The organism is Paenibacillus dauci (genome assembly GCF_000971985.1).
Taxonomy (GTDB): domain Bacteria; phylum Bacillota; class Bacilli; order Paenibacillales; family Paenibacillaceae; genus Saccharibacillus; species Saccharibacillus dauci.
On record NZ_LAQQ01000002.1, the window covers coordinates 179,851 to 196,109 of the forward strand.

Consider the following 16,259-nt stretch of genomic DNA (forward strand, 5'->3'; position numbering starts at 1 on the left):
GGAGGGAATCACCATGAAGCAGCTTCAGCAGCGGATCGAGGAACATATTGAGGCACTAAGTGCATATACAGCTACACCGGGTCAGGGAACGACGAGGCTTACGTACAGTTCGCAGGATATGCAGGCCAGGGAATATATCAAGGCGCAGATGACCCGTTATGGACTGACAGTAAGAGAAGATGGAGTCGGCAATATTTTTGGCAGGCTGGAAGGTACACAGGCAGATGCTCCGGCTGTAATGGTCGGATCGCATTTTGATTCGGTGCCTCATGGTGGCAGTTACGATGGTCCGGCTGGCGTGGTAGCAGGTCTGGAAGTGGCCGCCCTGTTTCAGGAAAATCAGATCCAGCCAGTCTATCCGCTCGAAGTCATCGCCATGGTCGAAGAGGAGGGTGCCCGGTTCGCCGGTGGTCTCATGGGCTCACGCGCCATGCTGGGTATTCTGAGTGAACAAGCATTCAGCGAGCTGCAGGACAAGGATGGAATCACCACGATTCAGGCGATGGAGCAGGCCGGACTGGATACTTCGCTCCCGAGAATCCGTGATCCGCGTACGATTCGTGCCTTTCTTGAACTGCATATTGAGCAGGGACCGATTCTGGAGGAGAAAGGTATCCCTATCGGTATCGTCGAAGCGATTGTCGGACTGGCCCAGCTGGAGATTACCGTGCAGGGTCAGGCAGGACATGCCGGTACGACACCTATGGATCGGCGTGCAGATGCACTGGTCGCCGCAGCTGGTATAATCGCCGCACTGCCGGGTATTGCCGTAGAAACCGGGGATGGATCGGTTATTACAACAGGCAAGCTGAATGTGTGGCCGGGCGGCGCCAATGTGATCCCGGACAAAGTGGTATTTACCGTGGATCTGCGCTCCGGACGTGAAGAAAATGTACAGACTCTGATCCGCCGGACAGAAGAACTGGCTGCTTCCTATATAAGAGAAGGAATCACCGTATCGGTGCAGCAGCAGCTATATATGAAACCCAAAGCGATGAACGAACATATCCGCTCCCTGCTCCGGGAAAACAGTGAACAGCTGGGTATCACCCACTGCCCGATCAACAGCGGCGCCGGTCATGATGCGATGGTGTTCGCGGATATGACCGACGTAGGGATGCTGTTCATTCCGAGCCGTAACGGTCTTAGCCACTGCCCGGAGGAATGGTCGGATGCAGCGGATATTGCGAGAGCAGTGCAGATTTTCTACGAAACGATCAAATCGCTGACGGAGGTGGACGATCATGAGTGAAGTACAGACCTTGCCAACCGATATTTTGAACGCCCGAATCAAGGAAAGCATAGCCGCTTCCGGTGAGGAACTGATCCGGCTGCGCCGCCATCTGCACAGCCAGCCCGAGCTATCCTGGGAAGAAGTCAACACAACCGCATTCGTCTGCAGTTATCTGGATGAACTAGGCATCCGCTATCGCAAGACGACACCGACTGGAGTCATCGCGGAGATTCAGGGCGGCAAGCCGGGCAAAACTGTAGCCCTGCGAGCCGATATGGATGCGCTATCGGTCGAGCAGATCGATAAGCAGCTACCCTATGCTTCGCAGGAAGAAGGTAAAATGCACGCCTGCGGACATGATGCCCATACCTCTATGCTGCTTGTGGCTGCGCGGGCGCTGAATGAGATCAAAGCAGAACTGCCCGGTACGGTGAGACTCATTTTCCAACCGGCAGAAGAGGTTGCCCAAGGTGCGCGCGAGATGGTACGCCAAGGAGCGGTAGAAGGCGTGGATAATGTATTCGGCATTCATATCTGGTCGCAGATGCCTACCCATACGGTAGCTTGTAGTCCGGGTCCATCCTTTGCTTCGGCGGATCTGTTCACCGTGACATTCCAGGGACGTGGCGGACATGGAGCGATGCCGCAGGATTGTATTGATACGGCGATTGTGGCTTCTTCCTTTGTCATGAATGTGCAGTCGATTGTCTCCCGTACGGTAGCGCCAAGACACCCTGCAGTGGTAACGGTAGGGAAAATGACAGTAGGTACAAGGTTTAATATCATCGCCGAACATGCCGTGATCGAAGGCACGGTGCGCTGCTTTGACCCGGCGACCCGCGATCATATCGAGCAGCAGTTGCAGCATTATGCCGATCAGGTAGCTGCACTGTATGGAGCTAAGGCTCAGCTGGATTACGTACGCGGCACCCAGGCCGTCATTAATGAAGAAAGCAGTGCACGGCTGGTCCAACAGGTTGCTGCTGCGGCCTTTGGAGAACAGGTGTTGTATGAAGAAGAACCGACAATGGGCGGCGAGGACTTCAGCTTTTATCTGGATGAGGTACCTGGTAGCTTTGCACTGGTCGGCAGCGGCAATGCCGACAAGGATACACAGTGGGCGCATCATCATGGGAAGTTCAATATTGATGAAGATGCCCTGGCGACTGGAGCAGAGCTGTATGCGCAGTATGCATGGGCGTATTTAAATCGGTGATTGTGGAAATACTACATGATAGGCAGGCCGTTCCTAATTAGGGGGACGGCCTTTTTATTGTTTGACTAGCTGACAGATAAACTGATAGGGAGTCTGTTTTTATTGTTGCCTGATTCTATGACTATTCATGCAGCGATGTAAGGAATTCGTAAGACTTGCTTCAATGCCGGTTAAGATTTGTTCTATATCATGAAGGTAACGATGAATAGAACAAGGAGGCTGTATGATGGAATGGATTATAGAAACGCAAAATTTGACCAAAACCTATGGCAAGCAAACGGCACTTTCCAACGTCAATCTCAAAGTTAGTAAAGGAAGAGTATATGGACTTCTAGGCGCGAACGGAGCCGGCAAGACGACATTGATGAAGCTGCTGGTCGGATTGCTTCATCCGTCTTCCGGCAGTATCCGTTTATTTGACGAGCCATGGAGCAGACAATCACTGGCACGGGTAGGGGCTTTGATCGAAGCTCCTGCTTTGTATGGACATTTGACCGGTAGAGAGAATCTGCAGGTTCATCAGCGTCTGCTCGGTTTGCCGGAGAGCCGGATCGATGAGGTGCTGGAAATCGTCGGTTTGCACCAGACCCTGCCCAAGAAAAGGGCCGCTGCTTATTCGCTCGGTATGAAGCAGCGGCTCGGGATCGCTTCGGCGCTGCTCAATCAGCCGGATCTGCTTATTCTCGATGAGCCGACCAATGGACTCGATCCGATGGGCATTCGGGAGATGAGAGAGCTGATTCATTCCTTTACCGGACAGGGGATTACAGTGATTCTGTCCAGCCATATTCTGAGTGAAGTCGCCCAGATTGTGCATGATGTGGGCATTATCAGCCGGGGCGAGATGCAGTATCAGGGTACGCTGGATGATCTGATGCAGCAGCATGGCAATCAGGAAGATCTGGAAGAAATCTTTATGCATTATGCCGCAGGCCGTAGCGGATCACTGGAGGGGATGTATCGATGAATATGATCTCTTATCTGGGCTCCGAATTCATCAAGTACCGCCGAACGCTCACTCTCTGGTTGATTGCTGCCGGACCGCTGATTTTTGCCATTATGCAGTTGGCTTTCAACTTTATTGCACCTGGATTCACCGACTGGTCGCGAGCGCTGATGAATGTGTATAACTGGTGGTCGGTGATCGGTCTGCCTTTTGGCATTATTCTGATTACGGCCCTGTCTGTTTCCTATGAAAGGAAATCGGGATCGCCGAAGCTGCTTCAGATTCATCCGGTTCGTAAAGCAGGTCTGTACTTATCCAAGCTGGCTGTCCTGTCTGTGCAGGTATTCGTTGCCTGCCTGCTGCTGGCAGCCGGACTGGTCGTCTTCTGTAGATGGAATCTGGACGGTGCTTTGCCGTGGAATACACTGCTCTATGCATTGGGACTGTCCTGGCTATGTGCGCTGAGCCAGCTGGCGATTATGCTGCTACTTGCCCATCTGCTGTCGTTTGGCTGGACAGTGATTGCCGGTCTGATTGGGCTGTTCCTTTCCATTATGTTAAGCAGCGGCGTGACTGGAATGGACTATTATCCATGGATGCTGCCGATCCGGGCACTGGGCATGACTCTGAGCTTCCAGACTAATGGCATGTCGCTGGATGTGCAGGCTGTTACGAATCAGGCGACACTCGTCTGGGGCAGTGTATTCGGCAGTCTGGCAGAATGTGCGATCTTTGCTGGGCTGGGCGCATTTATTTTCAGCCGAAAAGAGGTTGGGTAACGTGTGGCAGGGTATCCGATCGGAATGGGTAAAATATCGACGCACAGCGATACCATGGATTCTCTGGCTGACCCCGTGTGCGATTGCGGGTATTATCCTCATGTATGGCTATCCGCTGCGAGATAGTTCTAATAAATGGATTTATTTAAATCTTTTTGATACTGTAGGAGATATATGGTACGGTGCATTGATTGTATTGATCTGGGGACTGATCGCGGGTCTGGCCGCCCACCTGGATATTCAGGCGGAGCGTTGGCGGGCGCTGCGCTCCCATGCGATAGCTCCCTGGCGGCTGTATATGAGCAAGCTGCTTGTTTTGATCATGCAGACGCTGCTGAGCACGGTCTGGCTGCTGGTTCTGCTGCATATCTGCATGGGGCTGCTGAATATTCCATTTTCCCTGGCTGGTTCGCTGGCTTTGTCTGGAGCGATTCTGACCGGATGGATCGCTTCGCTGCCGATTCTGGCTGCTTCTTTGTGGCTGGCTGTCAAGTTCGACTGGCCTGTGGCGGTAGGTTTTGGCAGCATCGGTATTCTGATTGCAGCGATTATCGGGACAACGCATATCGGTAACGGGATGTGGATTGCTCTTCCGTGGACATGGGCGGTACGGGCAGCCTATTCGGCCTACTTTGCGATGGAGCATTCCCTGTCTGACGGGGATGCAGTTCAGACGCTGCAGATGGTACTGCCAACAGCTGTCTGCAGTCTGTTGCTGCTGGCGGCTCTGGCTGCATTCTGGTTTCAGCGAAGGGAGGCAGGCTGATGATCAACCGCATTAGATCCGAATTGCTGAAATATCGCCATACCTTTATTCCGTGGATGGTCGTCGGTGCACCGGTAGTGATTCCCCTGATCTGTGCCTGGCAGGCGTACAGCAGGTCTCAGGGTGGATTGCAGATCGAAGCGATGATCGATAATGGTCTGCTGGTATGGTTTAATCTGTGGTTGCCCATTTTTTGTGCGCTAATTGCTGGTACGATAATGCATATGGAGCAGTGGAAGGGTCTGCTGGTCAGACCCTTATCCGTATTTCACCTTTATATGCTCAAAGGAGCGGCTCTGCTGGTAATGATGGTATTGACCAACGGCTTGTTCCTGGTCTGCCTGCTTCTGCTCAGTCTGATGCCTGCCGCTGTCGGTTCGGCCGCCAGCTTCTGGATTGGCAGCTGGACAGGACTTGCCTTATTTTTTATGCCCTACAGTCTGGCACTGCTGTTGCTCGCAGCCGCGTTCGGACGTACAGTGACCGTGATTGTGGGAGTGGTTGGTATCATTGGAGCTACCGCCTGGCGCACGCTGACCGGGTATGGAGTGATAGACCCGACGGGACTGCAGCTGCTGCTAACCGCCGTTCTGCTGGCGGGTGTAGGTCTGCTGTTCTGGCTGGGGGGAGGATTATGGTTTGTAAGGAGACAGAGACGATGGTAGATCCTCTTGATAGAATCATACATGCAGATCATCTCTGCCTGTCGGCCGGCGGCTCCGCTATCCGGGTAGAGCGGCTCAATATGGACGTGCCGAGGGGAGCATTTTATGTCATTCTGGGTGAAAAGGGTAGCGGCAAGCGAACGCTGCTGCGCGGGCTGGCCGGTGATCTTGTACCGCTATCCGGCAAGCTGGAATGGTTTGGCGGTATCAATATTCATTCCGATTATGTGTGGAAAAACAGGATTGGTGTCATGTGCGAACCGTTATCCTTTGTCCCGAATCTAACGATGTATGAGAATCTGGAGCTTCACCGCCGTATGATGGGCGTTCCTGACAAAAGGGCTTCGCGGGAGATACTGACCATGCTGGAGCTGGAGAAGTATGCCCATCAGCGTGCCGGCCGGATTCCGGCAGAAGCGGCACGCGGCTGTGCAATTGCGAGAGCACTGCTGCACCGACCGGAACTGCTGCTGCTGGATGAGCCTCTGAGCGGGTTAGCACCTGAAGTACGTGCACAAACGATACATATTATGCGGGAATGGTGTGAAATTTACCAGATGACCGTAATCATGACAGCATCCCAGCTGCAGGATGTACCTGCCTGTGTGACGACAGTCGGACTGATGGCGCAGGGGCGACTGACCGAAGAACTACCAGGCACCGTATATCACAGCAAAATCAAAGATCATCTAATTCTGAGAGTGAGCGATGATCAGAGAGCCAGCCTGTTGCTGGAACAGCGTATGGGTATCTATCATTACCGGGTGACCGAGCCATCGGTTATTCTCGTCTATGAGCAGCTGGATCAGGCGGGCGCCATCAACCGGATGCTCATTACTGAGCAGATTGAGGTGTACGAGCTGAGCTACGGTTCCGGTAAAGGCGGACTTATTTCAAATGCTGGAGGATCATGATGCTGACACTCATTTACAGGGAACTTCTTTTATTTAGACGCTCCGTAGTGCTATGGCTGATGATCCTGTTATTGGTGCTGCAGCTGCTCATTACGCTGCTCAAAGCAGACAGCGGAAGTTGGCAGCATCTGATGGATCAGACTTATATGAATTTGTGGTTCCGGCCGACTTTTTTTACTTTTTTGGCGGGTTATTTGTTTACACGGGATCAGGATCACGGGATGCTGAGCCTGCACAAGACGTACCCTTTTCATTGGGGAGAATGGTATACTGCCAAAATCTTCACCAGCCTGCTGCTCATTGGTATGCTCCTATTTGGATCAGAGCTGATTACGCTGGTAATTGGACTGTGGGCGCTGGATGTTCCTGTGTCGGCAGCGGCGCTGTGCAGCTGGTTTATCAAAGATCTAGTCGTCTCGTGGATAATCTACGCCGGCTTCTCGGCATATGGCGCTGTACTGGCTCTGATTAGCCGGACATCGCTGTATCTGACCATCGTGCTGCTGGGACAGTTCCTGCTCGGGCTGGTACTGATTATCAGGATGCCGGACCAGATCATATACTATCCGTGGCTGGTTCCTTCCATTTATCTGCACGGAACAGGAAAAGGAACATGGCCGGATCAGGCTTATCCACTGGTGATCTATGCAGTGCTGGGAGTGATGTGTCTGGTATGGGGCGGATGGATGTACAGGAGATTACAGAGGAGATGAACAAACCGATGACACTGGCTCGGATTATGATCGTTGAGGATGATATCGAAATATGCGATCTGATTGCCCAGACGCTGCTCGGAGAAAATTATGGCGTGATCCAAGTACATAACGGGTTGGAGGCTATTCGGGAATTTGAAGCATGCGATTACGATCTGGTGATTCTGGATATTATGCTGCCGGGTCTGGATGGACTGGAAGTGCTGCGGCGCATCCGGGAAAAGAAGAAAATCCCGGTGCTGCTTCTGTCTGCCAAGGATGCCGAGATCGACAAAATCGCCGGATTGGCCGGGGGAGCGGACGACTATCTGACCAAGCCTTTTCTGCTTGGTGAACTGTTGGCCCGGGTCAAAGCGCAGCTGCGCAGATACTTTTACTACAGTGAATCCGAGCAGCCCGCCCACAAAATATGGAAATACAAAGAGCTGGAGCTTGACGGCAGTACGTATCAGGTGCGGATCCGGGGAGAGCACCGGACACTGACTGCCAAAGAATTTGCCATTTTGCAACTACTGATGTCGCAGCCGCAGCGCGTATTTACCAAATCCCAGATCTTCGAATCGGTCTGGGAAGAGCCGTATTCTTCTGATGTAGATGAGAATACGGTAATGGTGCATATCCGGCGGCTGCGTACGAAGATCGAAGACAAAGCGTCTTCCCCGGTATATGTTCAGACTGTCTGGGGAATCGGCTATCGTCTCGGAGGGAATGAGGAGGAGGAATAATGACCGATATCCTGCTGGTGATCGTCAGTGTGGTCGGTGTGGCGCTTGCCATTTACATAGGAACCATTCACCGTCAGCTGCGGCAGATGGTACAGATGCTGGACAGGCTGCAGTATGATCCGCAGCCTGCCTATTTGCATATCCGCAGCCGGATTCCGGTGATCAATCGGCTCGCCGGACAGCTCAATCTGCTGCGGGACCGAATCTATCTGTTCCATAATCAGGCGCTGCAGCTGGAGAAAACGCAGCGACAGGTCATGACCCATATCGCTCATGATTTGAGGACGCCGCTAACTTCCCTGTCCGGGTATGCCGAAATGCTGAAAAACCCGAGAGTGGTCCAGGACCCGGAACTGTCGGGGAAATACAGGGATATTATTTTTGATAAAGCAAGGGCACTGACCCAGTTGCTCGGGAACTTCTTCGAATGGACCCGGCTGGAATCCGGGGATATCCAGATTCACTTTCAGCAGGTTAATCTGACTGCCAAGATTGAGGAATGTATTGTACAGGTAATCGATCAGTTTGAGAAATGGGGCATACCGCCCGAGCTGGAATTACCCGCTGCCCCCGTTCTGGTTTATGCTGACCCGGTCAGTGTGGAACGTATCCTGTCCAATCTGATCTCCAATACGATCCGGTACGGGCACGGAGGCGCAGGGCGGCACGGTATCCGGTTGTGGACAGAAGGAAACCAAGCATGGGTAGAAGTATGGGATACGGGAGAAGGTATACCCGCATCCGAGCTTCCTCTACTGTTCGACAGGCTGTACCGAGCGACTGCCAGCCGCCAGTCACCTGCCGGAAGTGGTCTGGGGCTAGCGATCACCAAAAAGCTGGTGGAGAAGCAGCATGGTCATATTCGGGTGGAGAGTACGCCTTATGTTCGGACTTCGTTTAAGTTCTGTCTGGAAAGGGATCTGGTGAAAGAGCAACAAACTTCAGTTGGTCAGGTTTAAATCGTTGACTTGCTGAGTCGTAACGATACGTAATCTTCACATCACCTGCAAACATAGCAATATGGTAATTACCGCTCACCGTAGCAGACAATTGATGATTGTGAATCGAATAGATGCTGATCGATCCATATCTTAGCGGATCAAAGTAAGCATCGTCTTCTGCCGGATAAGTAACTGTGTATTTCTTACCGTGGATATCTACTGTAATATTTAGCCGGTCACCTTGTTTCTGGATCGTCGAATTGGTCTCCTGCTCGGCGACTTGGACAGCGTCGGGTACTGGAATTTCTGTCAGATCCGATGTCCGGATCACATGAATATCATACGTATCCAGCTCAGTCCCTCGTCCGGTATTGATCATAATTACTGCTTCCTCCTGCTGATCGCCAGTCAGATCGGTATACATAACCTGCAGAGGGGTACCAGTATCGATAGCTTCCCAGTTCCATGCTTTTTGCTTGCCCTGAATGTCCAGCAGTATGCGTGTAACGGTACCTTTGCTTTCCTGAAGGGCATAGAGCTTCACTTCTTTGTTCGGAGAAGCTCCGATAAGCCGGTGTTTTACTGGATGCGAAGACACAGTATCTATTTGAGTATCGGTAAGTGCTTCTGTAGTGGGACTGACTACACGGGTTTCATTTGTGCTGCATCCTGACAGCAGCAGAACTCCAGCTAATACAAGGCTGACGAATGGCTTCTTCAATGATATGTACTCCTTTCGATTAAGAGCTGTTGTCCATTGTAACAGAATAAATGAACATAATATTTACATAATAGAAATATATTGTTAGTTAAAATATACAGATAACGTTCTACGCCACAGCAAAGGACTTGCTGAATGCCTTGAGCAGGCAGCAAGTCCCTGTTAATTTGCAATCCCGTATTCAAATGAAAATCCCCAGCCATACCGCTCCACCTACAGCGAGCAGCAGCAGCTTTTTCTCGCAGTTCGTAACCTGCTCCGGATCGCGTACATCCATCCGGCAGATCCAGTACACCGATAGAGCGACCATTACAGCGATACCGGCGCCTCCCCATAATCGTCCTGTTCCCAGTAACCAGATGACACAGAGCGCGATCAGTCCCAGATAGACCAGTGCAGGCAGCCTGCTGTAGCCGATTCCCCACCGGTCTGCTGCCCAGACGACACTGGTGCGTTTGACCGGAGTAGCCTGCCGATCAGCGTCCACATCCGGGATATGGTGCACCATAACCCATGCCACGCAGTAAAGCGCATTAATCAGCGCATTCTGTACGGCCCACTGCGGGAATGTACCGAGCATCAGCCAGGCACCGCCAAGTCCCAGGAAAAAGGTGGACGGGAATGTGCTCAGCCATTCTCCAGCCAGAGGAGCATAACTGAAACGCAGCGGAGGCAGCGAATAGGAGACCGCACCCCATATTCCGATGAGCAGCAGGGCGGCCAGTGCGTAATGACCGAACAAGGCAATGATCGCTGCAGCTGCTACAAGCACAATCGTAAGGCCGATACCAAATCGGTGCAGGGCAGCGGGAGAAATGCGTCCTTCCTGAATCACCCGGCTGCCGCCGGATAGCATAGCCGGACTGAGCTGATCGGTCCCGGACAGATAATCGGCGTAATCGTTCAGCGCATGGGTCAGTACACCATGGATCAGAATACAGCCAATCAGCAGCAGCAACGAAGTTGTCACAAGCGAGGAGACCGACAGTTCATAATAGACAGCCAGCGGGAACACGCCGGAGAAAATAATCGCCACACTGGAACAGAGTACCGCCGCCGGACGCAGCAGTTTGAGGCTGTTCTTCAGTGTAAAAGCGCGCAGAATCGAATCGCTCAACATATTCACTCCTTCAGGGTATCACACGGATAGGTCATTCTATGTAACGACCGCAGCGCAAGAGAGCGATGCGGCTATAATGGTTCGATGTCGTAGGCTACTATATACTACACAGCCAGACAACCGTGGAACCATACATCGCAAAAAGAATACTCAAAACATTGTCAGCCGCACCTTACTGTGGGAAAATAGACAAATCTGACAACGAAATGGAGAAGTGAAGGTATGACGGATTTACCGAACTGCCCGGAATGCAATTCCGCGTATACGTATGAGGATGGCAATCTGCTGATCTGCCCGGAGTGTGCCCACGAATGGACACCGGGTGAAGATGTGGACAGCACGGAAGATGCACTCGTGGTACGGGATGCCAACGGGAATATTTTGCAGGATGGCGATGCTGTAACGGTGATCAAGGATCTCAAGGTCAAAGGCAGTTCCTCTGTGCTCAAAATCGGTACCCGCGTCAAAAGTATCCGTCTGGTGGACGGCGACCATAACATCGACTGCAAAATCGACGGATTCGGTGCCATGAAGCTCAAATCGGAATTTGTAAAAAAGAATTAATATGTCCTTTAAAGACACAGTGCAGATACGCGGCTGTGTCTTTTTCTTACATAACTTCCCATACCAGTACACAATAAGGATGTTCATAGCAGAAAGAATACACAGCAGGACCACATAGCGGGGTGACATTGTACAGATGCTGTCTATAATAACAGGAGCGTATTCCATCTTATTAGCGAAAAGAACAGCTTGGCGAAAGAAACAGCGATTATTACATAATACTTGCAATATACCAGAAAATAGTTTTAAATAAAGATAATATAATATTTTGATTTAAAGATATTTTTGGAATACTGCTTGCCAAGTATGCAGTATACTCCGTACGGTCAATAATAAGCACAATAAATATATCAAACCCAACAACGATACGACAGTATATAACGTGATGTTATAACAGCAAACGGCGGCTTGCTGAAAACAGCAAACGATGGCTTGCTAACATAGCAAAGCCCACCCAATAGGAGGATATAATCATGGAAATCGGAATCAGTACATTTGTAGAGACCACACCGGATATAGAGACAGGAAAGACAATCAGCCACGCCGAGCGTATTCGTCAGGTCGTAGACGAGATCGTACTCGCAGATAAAGTAGGACTGGATATCTTTGGCGTAGGTGAGCATCACCGTGTCGATTATGCAGCATCCGCTCCAGCTGTCATTCTCGCCGCAGCGGCTTCACAGACCGAACGCATTCGCCTGACCAGTGCAGTAACCGTATTGTCTTCGGCGGACCCGGTACGTGTATTTCAGGAATTCGCTACACTGGATGCGATCTCCAACGGACGAGCAGAGATCATGGCAGGTCGTGGCTCCTTTATCGAATCTTTCCCACTATTCGGTTATGATCTGGATGATTATGATGCCCTGTTCGACGAGAAGCTGGAACTGCTGCTGAAGATTCGTGATTCGGAGAAAGTCACCTGGGAAGGTGGTCATCGTCCGGCCATCAACAATCTGGGTATCTATCCGCGTCCGGTTCAAGATCCGCTACCGGTCTGGATCGGCAGCGGTGGCAATACGGAATCGGTTGTGCGTGCAGGTCTACTTGGACTGCCGCTTGTACTGGCGATTATCGGCGGTCGTCCGGTGCAGTTTGCTCCGCTCGTAGAGCTGTATTACAAAGCCGCTGCTCATGCTGGACATGATGCTTCCAAGCTGAGCGTCGCTTCCCACTCGCATGGCTTTATCGCGGATACCACCGAGATGGCGGCCGATAAATTCTTCCCGTCTACCCAGGCGAGCATGAATGTACTGGGACGCGAGCGCGGCTGGGGACCGTATACACGTGCCAGCTTTGACGCTGCCCGCAGTCTGGAAGGCGCCCTCTATGTAGGCGACCCGGAGACCGTAGCCACCAAGATTATTAACCTGCGCAAACAAGTAGGCATCACCCGCTTCATGCTGCATACACCGGTCGGCACCATGTCCAATCATGACGATGTGCTACGCGCTGTTGAACTGCTAGGCAAAGAAGTCGCTCCACGGGTACGTGAAGAAGTAGCCCGCTGGGAAGCAGAAAATGGCGAGTAATAAAGCCGGCATCCAATCGATTTCACTTCTAGACTCATCTATGCTCAGACGCCTTCATAATCATTAAGGTGAAATGGCATGTTACGGTTTGATGCAGGATCTGCAGTGCCATAATATGAATGACAAATTAACAGACAACCAAATCAATAGCGGACTATCGCTATACTATAATCTGCCCAAAGAACCGGATGCTGAACAAGCTGTTCCGGTTCTTTTTGGTATTCCTGTATCCGATTCTTTTATAGATCTTTTATATTGGAAAATATTTGTAAAATAATATAATGAGAGTATAAGCAGCCAACAACTTATGCAAGCGAGCATGTAGGTTTTACATATCGATCTGAAAGGATGAGCTGGCTATGAACATCGACAAGAGTATGATTATAAAGAATATCAAAGCCTTGGGAATGCTGCTTCTGACCATCGCTGCTATCTGGTCTGTATTCACGATCACCTTATCGATTATTCAGGATCGAATGACCAACAAAGTAATGACCTACCTTGTACAGGAGAGAGGCTACAAAGAGTCGCAAATCGCCGAAATAGAAACATCGGGTATTAGTAAAGCCCCGGTTATGTCGACTATGGTGATGTTTCGCGGGGAGCCCAATGCCATGTATTTTTACAAAATTGAAGAAGGAAAAGTCGTGCAGTATAGTCAGGCTCCTGCAATCTATGATTTCAAGCAGAAGTATATCCACTCCGAGCATCCTGATAACTTTTAAGCAGGTGCTATAGGATGTAAGGGACAAAATGCTGCACAGAAAAACCGCACAAAAGACGACAGATAAGTCGGAAGAGGATTATTTCCAATATCCCATTCATGGATTTCCAGCGTGAACCGGATTAGATACTGTTGTTCCGGTGGAGAGTGGACACCATTAGTTCAGCCCGTCAACGCAAAAAGCCTGATCCTCTCAAGGAAGACCAGGCTTTATCTGTATAGTTAGAACTTGGAAGGATACTTCTTCACAATGGCTTCAGACAGCGTATTGCCAGTCATCCACATATGATTGTAGCCGGTACGCAGTGCTTCATACGATTTGGCATAACCACCTGCATGATAGGAATCAAAAGCAGTGATCACATGAGCACCGTGCATCGCGTTCGCCTGATACGTTTTGGTTTTGTTCAGCGGCAGACGGCCAGTCTGGAAAGCGGTCAGCTCGGCGACAAACTTGCCAAGATCTTTTTTGGCAGCAGCGCGTCCAGCCTGATCGTTATTCATGGTAGCTGTCATGTAGTCCTGGTAGTCACGGATATGACGATTCCAGAGACTGTTGAATGTGGCTGCGGCATTGGAGCCGAACAGACGCTGGTGAGTATTGGTCAGTGCCTGGGTGTTGCGGTCCAGAGCGGCTTTGACACTGGCCAGATCCGGTGCATTGTCATTGCCTTTTTGCAGCATCAGTACGGACAGAATGGCATGTTCGCCAAGAGCTTCACCGACCTGCTGACGGAAATAAGCAGCTTCGGTCTGAGTCGTGCTGCGTTTGTAACGGGATGGATAACGCTCGGCAATATCTGTCGCCATGGAAGCCCCGATCATCGTAGCACGTGCATAGGCACTATGTGCTGCCGAGTAGGTCGTTCCATATTTGCCCTCTGCATAGGATGTAAAGGACTGTAGCAGATACGTATCATGAGCCTGCAGATTTTTGAGCAGCTTGGTCTCATTAATATTCGGATTCTGTGTGTTCATGGCAGTGACCATGGCATTTGTGCTGCTGTTCATGCCGGCTTGAGCAGCTTTGCGGGCATCTGCATTGTTATCGCGCGTCGCAGTCACATAGTCCATAAAGTATTGAATATGTCTTTTCCACTGATCCTTGATCTTGGATGCTGCGGCATCCGTGTAAGTACTGGACAGAAGTGCTGCGATACTGTTGGTGTTAGCGTTCAGAGCTGCCATAGCCTGCGGCAGATCCTTGGACTGGTTGAACTGCTTTTGCATCGCGATAACCATCATATAGCTGTGCTCGCCATATACTTTGGCCATGGTCGCGCGCAGATCTGCGGCTGGTGTCGCTGTTGTAGGACGTGCTGCATCCGCCGTTTTGAAAGCGATTGCAGGAGAAATCGCCAGTGCCAGGCAGAGCAGGAGAAGAACCGTTAACCGAGACTTTCTTTTCATTCTATTCGCCCCTTTTGAGAGATTATGCGTTCCACATTTAATAAAGAAAAATAACCCTTTTGAACCATAAATAATGGAAGGTGAAGAATTATTTTCTGAATAGATGATATCGGCGTTGTTAGGAGTCTTGGAGCAGTTTGTCCTGCTAGTTTGCATACGGATACAGGTCAATGAATACGGAAGCAATTTGTAAAGGAACAAGCTGCATGCTATCGTATAGAGCAGAGTGATGAACATTCAATTTTATCTGCGGGGGTGTATTTATGAAAGCGCTATTTATTGGAGGAACAGGAACGATCAGCGATGCGATTACGCGTCAGCTGCTGGAACAGGGACATGAATTGTATTTGCTCAACCGGGGCAGTCGTAATGATAATCTGCCGGAGAATGCACATATACTGCAAGCCGATATCAATGATGAGGAAAAGGTGGCCGGTCTGATCGCCGACCTGGAATTCGATGTGGTCGCTGACTTTATCGCCTTTGTGCCAGAGCATCTGGAGCGGGATTACCGGCTGTTCAACGGCAAGGCCAAACAGTTTATCTTTATCAGCTCGGCTTCGGCGTATCAATCGCCGCCGTCGGATTATCGGATTACGGAAGGTACGCCGCTGGCGAATCCATTCTGGGAATACTCGCGCAACAAGATTGCCTGTGAAGACTATCTGATGAAGCAATACCGGGAGCAGGGCTTCCCGATCACGATTGTGCGCCCGAGCCATACGTACAGTGAACGCTCCATTCCACTGGGTGTGCATGGCAGCAAAGGAAGCTGGCAGGTCGTTCGCCGGATGCTGGACAACAAACCGGTCATTATTCATGGAGATGGTACATCGCTGTGGACACTCACACACAGTGAAGACTTTGCCAAAGGATTCATCGGACTGATGGGCAATATCCATGCGCTCGGAGAGTCGGTGCATATTACATCCGACGAATCCGTCACCTGGAATCAGATTCATGAGGTGATCGCCAGTGTAGTAGGTGTACGCCTGAATGCAGTACATGTGGCGTCCGAGTTCCTCGATGCTTGCAGTCCGGAAGATTACCGGGGCAGCCTGCTCGGAGACAAGGCCAATACCGTCGTATTCGACAATACCAAGCTGAAGCGTCTGGTGCCGGAATTCGTGGCTACGATTCGCGTAGATCAGGGTATCCGTCGTACCGTGCAGCATATTCTGGATCATCCGGAACTGCAGCAGGAAGATCCCGAGTTCGATGCCTGGTGCGACCGTGTGATCGATGCACTGGATCAGGCGGCAGCACAGATCAAAAGCGGGAAATAAAGC

At 50.9% G+C, this 16,259-nt stretch carries 17 protein-coding genes; 14 read left to right on the top strand and 3 right to left on the bottom strand.

Annotated features, from left to right (window positions below; genetic code table 11):
- Positions 1–13: 13 nt before the first annotated feature.
- The 10 genes from WH46_RS15110 (at position 14) to WH46_RS15155 (ending at position 8,917) form a co-directional block, all read left to right on the top strand.
- Positions 14–1,252: a Zn-dependent hydrolase gene (locus WH46_RS15110; RefSeq protein WP_046227378.1), complete on the top strand. Its 1,239-nt coding sequence runs from the start codon at positions 14–16 to the stop codon at positions 1,250–1,252.
- A complete protein-coding gene (locus tag WH46_RS15115; RefSeq protein WP_231584364.1) occupies positions 1,245–2,450 on the top strand; it encodes an amidohydrolase in 1,206 nt (401 codons plus the stop codon). Before WH46_RS15110 ends, WH46_RS15115 begins: the two co-directional genes overlap by 8 nt.
- A 223-nt stretch (positions 2,451–2,673) precedes the next feature.
- Positions 2,674–3,417 (top strand): lantibiotic protection ABC transporter ATP-binding subunit, encoded by a 744-nt coding sequence (locus WH46_RS15120; protein ID WP_156172284.1) that lies wholly within the window; start codon positions 2,674–2,676, stop codon positions 3,415–3,417.
- On the top strand, positions 3,414–4,175 hold the full coding sequence (locus WH46_RS15125; protein WP_046227380.1) for a lantibiotic immunity ABC transporter MutE/EpiE family permease subunit: 762 nt from the start codon (positions 3,414–3,416) through the stop codon (positions 4,173–4,175). Before WH46_RS15120 ends, WH46_RS15125 begins: the two co-directional genes overlap by 4 nt.
- Before the next feature lies 1 nt (position 4,176).
- Positions 4,177–4,941 (top strand): lantibiotic immunity ABC transporter MutE/EpiE family permease subunit, encoded by a 765-nt coding sequence (locus tag WH46_RS15130; protein WP_046227381.1) that lies wholly within the window; start codon positions 4,177–4,179, stop codon positions 4,939–4,941.
- Complete coding sequence (locus WH46_RS15135; protein WP_046227382.1) at positions 4,941–5,606, top strand: ABC transporter permease; 666 nt, start codon at positions 4,941–4,943, stop codon at positions 5,604–5,606. The genes WH46_RS15130 and WH46_RS15135 overlap by 1 nt, the downstream gene beginning before the upstream one ends.
- Positions 5,600–6,520, top strand: coding sequence for an ATP-binding cassette domain-containing protein (locus WH46_RS23460; RefSeq protein WP_052714251.1), 921 nt, complete (start codon positions 5,600–5,602; stop codon positions 6,518–6,520). Before WH46_RS15135 ends, WH46_RS23460 begins: the two co-directional genes overlap by 7 nt.
- A complete protein-coding gene (locus tag WH46_RS15145; RefSeq protein WP_082208425.1) occupies positions 6,517–7,233 on the top strand; it encodes an ABC transporter permease in 717 nt (238 codons plus the stop codon). Before WH46_RS23460 ends, WH46_RS15145 begins: the two co-directional genes overlap by 4 nt.
- Positions 7,194–7,958, top strand: coding sequence for a response regulator transcription factor (locus tag WH46_RS15150; protein ID WP_231584365.1), 765 nt, complete (start codon positions 7,194–7,196; stop codon positions 7,956–7,958). The genes WH46_RS15145 and WH46_RS15150 overlap by 40 nt, the downstream gene beginning before the upstream one ends.
- Positions 7,958–8,917: a sensor histidine kinase gene (locus WH46_RS15155; RefSeq protein WP_052714252.1), complete on the top strand. Its 960-nt coding sequence runs from the start codon at positions 7,958–7,960 to the stop codon at positions 8,915–8,917. Before WH46_RS15150 ends, WH46_RS15155 begins: the two co-directional genes overlap by 1 nt.
- On the opposite strand, the gene WH46_RS15160 is transcribed toward WH46_RS15155, so the two are convergent.
- Positions 8,856–9,620, bottom strand: coding sequence for a hypothetical protein (locus WH46_RS15160; RefSeq protein ID WP_046227384.1), 765 nt, complete (start codon positions 9,618–9,620; stop codon positions 8,856–8,858). The two genes, WH46_RS15155 and WH46_RS15160, sit on opposite strands and share 62 nt — an antisense overlap.
- A 181-nt stretch (positions 9,621–9,801) precedes the next feature.
- A complete protein-coding gene (locus WH46_RS15165; RefSeq protein WP_046227385.1) occupies positions 9,802–10,740 on the bottom strand; it encodes a prenyltransferase in 939 nt (312 codons plus the stop codon).
- A gap of 222 nt (positions 10,741–10,962) precedes the next feature.
- Here WH46_RS15165 and WH46_RS15170 point away from each other — a divergent pair, with 222 nt between their 5' ends.
- The 3 genes from WH46_RS15170 (at position 10,963) to WH46_RS15185 (ending at position 13,561) form a co-directional block, all read left to right on the top strand.
- Positions 10,963–11,304, top strand: coding sequence for a zinc ribbon domain-containing protein YjdM (locus WH46_RS15170; protein WP_017813347.1), 342 nt, complete (start codon positions 10,963–10,965; stop codon positions 11,302–11,304).
- Between the two features lie 473 nt (positions 11,305–11,777).
- On the top strand, positions 11,778–12,836 hold the full coding sequence (locus WH46_RS15175; protein ID WP_046227386.1) for an LLM class flavin-dependent oxidoreductase: 1,059 nt from the start codon (positions 11,778–11,780) through the stop codon (positions 12,834–12,836).
- A 359-nt stretch (positions 12,837–13,195) separates the two neighbouring features.
- Positions 13,196–13,561: a DUF3139 domain-containing protein gene (locus WH46_RS15185; protein ID WP_052714253.1), complete on the top strand. Its 366-nt coding sequence runs from the start codon at positions 13,196–13,198 to the stop codon at positions 13,559–13,561.
- Positions 13,562–13,782: 221 nt separating this feature from the next.
- On the opposite strand, the gene WH46_RS15190 is transcribed toward WH46_RS15185, so the two are convergent.
- Positions 13,783–14,970, bottom strand: a complete 1,188-nt coding sequence (locus WH46_RS15190; protein ID WP_046227388.1) for a hypothetical protein — start codon at positions 14,968–14,970, stop codon at positions 13,783–13,785.
- Positions 14,971–15,233: 263 nt separating this feature from the next.
- On the opposite strand from WH46_RS15190, the gene WH46_RS15195 reads away from it, so the two are divergent.
- Complete coding sequence (locus WH46_RS15195) at positions 15,234–16,256, top strand: SDR family oxidoreductase (RefSeq protein WP_046227389.1); 1,023 nt, start codon at positions 15,234–15,236, stop codon at positions 16,254–16,256.
- Positions 16,257–16,259 lie beyond the last annotated feature (3 nt).

What these genes read in the sequence shown, in the direction of transcription:
- WH46_RS15110 (WP_046227378.1), top strand. Translation starts at nt 14, where the DNA reads ATGAAGCAGCTTCAGCAGCGGATCGAGGAACATATTGAGGCACTAAGT.
- WH46_RS15120 (WP_156172284.1), top strand. Translation starts at nt 2,674, where the DNA reads ATGATGGAATGGATTATAGAAACGCAAAATTTGACCAAAACCTATGGC.
- WH46_RS15195 (WP_046227389.1), top strand. Translation starts at nt 15,234, where the DNA reads ATGAAAGCGCTATTTATTGGAGGAACAGGAACGATCAGCGATGCGATT.
- WH46_RS15185 (WP_052714253.1), top strand. Translation starts at nt 13,196, where the DNA reads ATGAACATCGACAAGAGTATGATTATAAAGAATATCAAAGCCTTGGGA.
- WH46_RS15175 (WP_046227386.1), top strand. Translation starts at nt 11,778, where the DNA reads ATGGAAATCGGAATCAGTACATTTGTAGAGACCACACCGGATATAGAG.
- WH46_RS15155 (WP_052714252.1), top strand. Translation starts at nt 7,958, where the DNA reads ATGACCGATATCCTGCTGGTGATCGTCAGTGTGGTCGGTGTGGCGCTT.
- WH46_RS15125 (WP_046227380.1), top strand. Translation starts at nt 3,414, where the DNA reads ATGAATATGATCTCTTATCTGGGCTCCGAATTCATCAAGTACCGCCGA.
- WH46_RS15145 (WP_082208425.1), top strand. Translation starts at nt 6,517, where the DNA reads ATGATGCTGACACTCATTTACAGGGAACTTCTTTTATTTAGACGCTCC.
- WH46_RS23460 (WP_052714251.1), top strand. Translation starts at nt 5,600, where the DNA reads ATGGTAGATCCTCTTGATAGAATCATACATGCAGATCATCTCTGCCTG.
- WH46_RS15150 (WP_231584365.1), top strand. Translation starts at nt 7,194, where the DNA reads ATGGGGCGGATGGATGTACAGGAGATTACAGAGGAGATGAACAAACCG.
- WH46_RS15170 (WP_017813347.1), top strand. Translation starts at nt 10,963, where the DNA reads ATGACGGATTTACCGAACTGCCCGGAATGCAATTCCGCGTATACGTAT.
- WH46_RS15165 (WP_046227385.1), bottom strand. Translation starts at nt 10,740, where the DNA reads ATGTTGAGCGATTCGATTCTGCGCGCTTTTACACTGAAGAACAGCCTC.
- WH46_RS15190 (WP_046227388.1), bottom strand. Translation starts at nt 14,970, where the DNA reads ATGAAAAGAAAGTCTCGGTTAACGGTTCTTCTCCTGCTCTGCCTGGCA.
- WH46_RS15115 (WP_231584364.1), top strand. Translation starts at nt 1,245, where the DNA reads ATGAGTGAAGTACAGACCTTGCCAACCGATATTTTGAACGCCCGAATC.
- WH46_RS15135 (WP_046227382.1), top strand. Translation starts at nt 4,941, where the DNA reads ATGATCAACCGCATTAGATCCGAATTGCTGAAATATCGCCATACCTTT.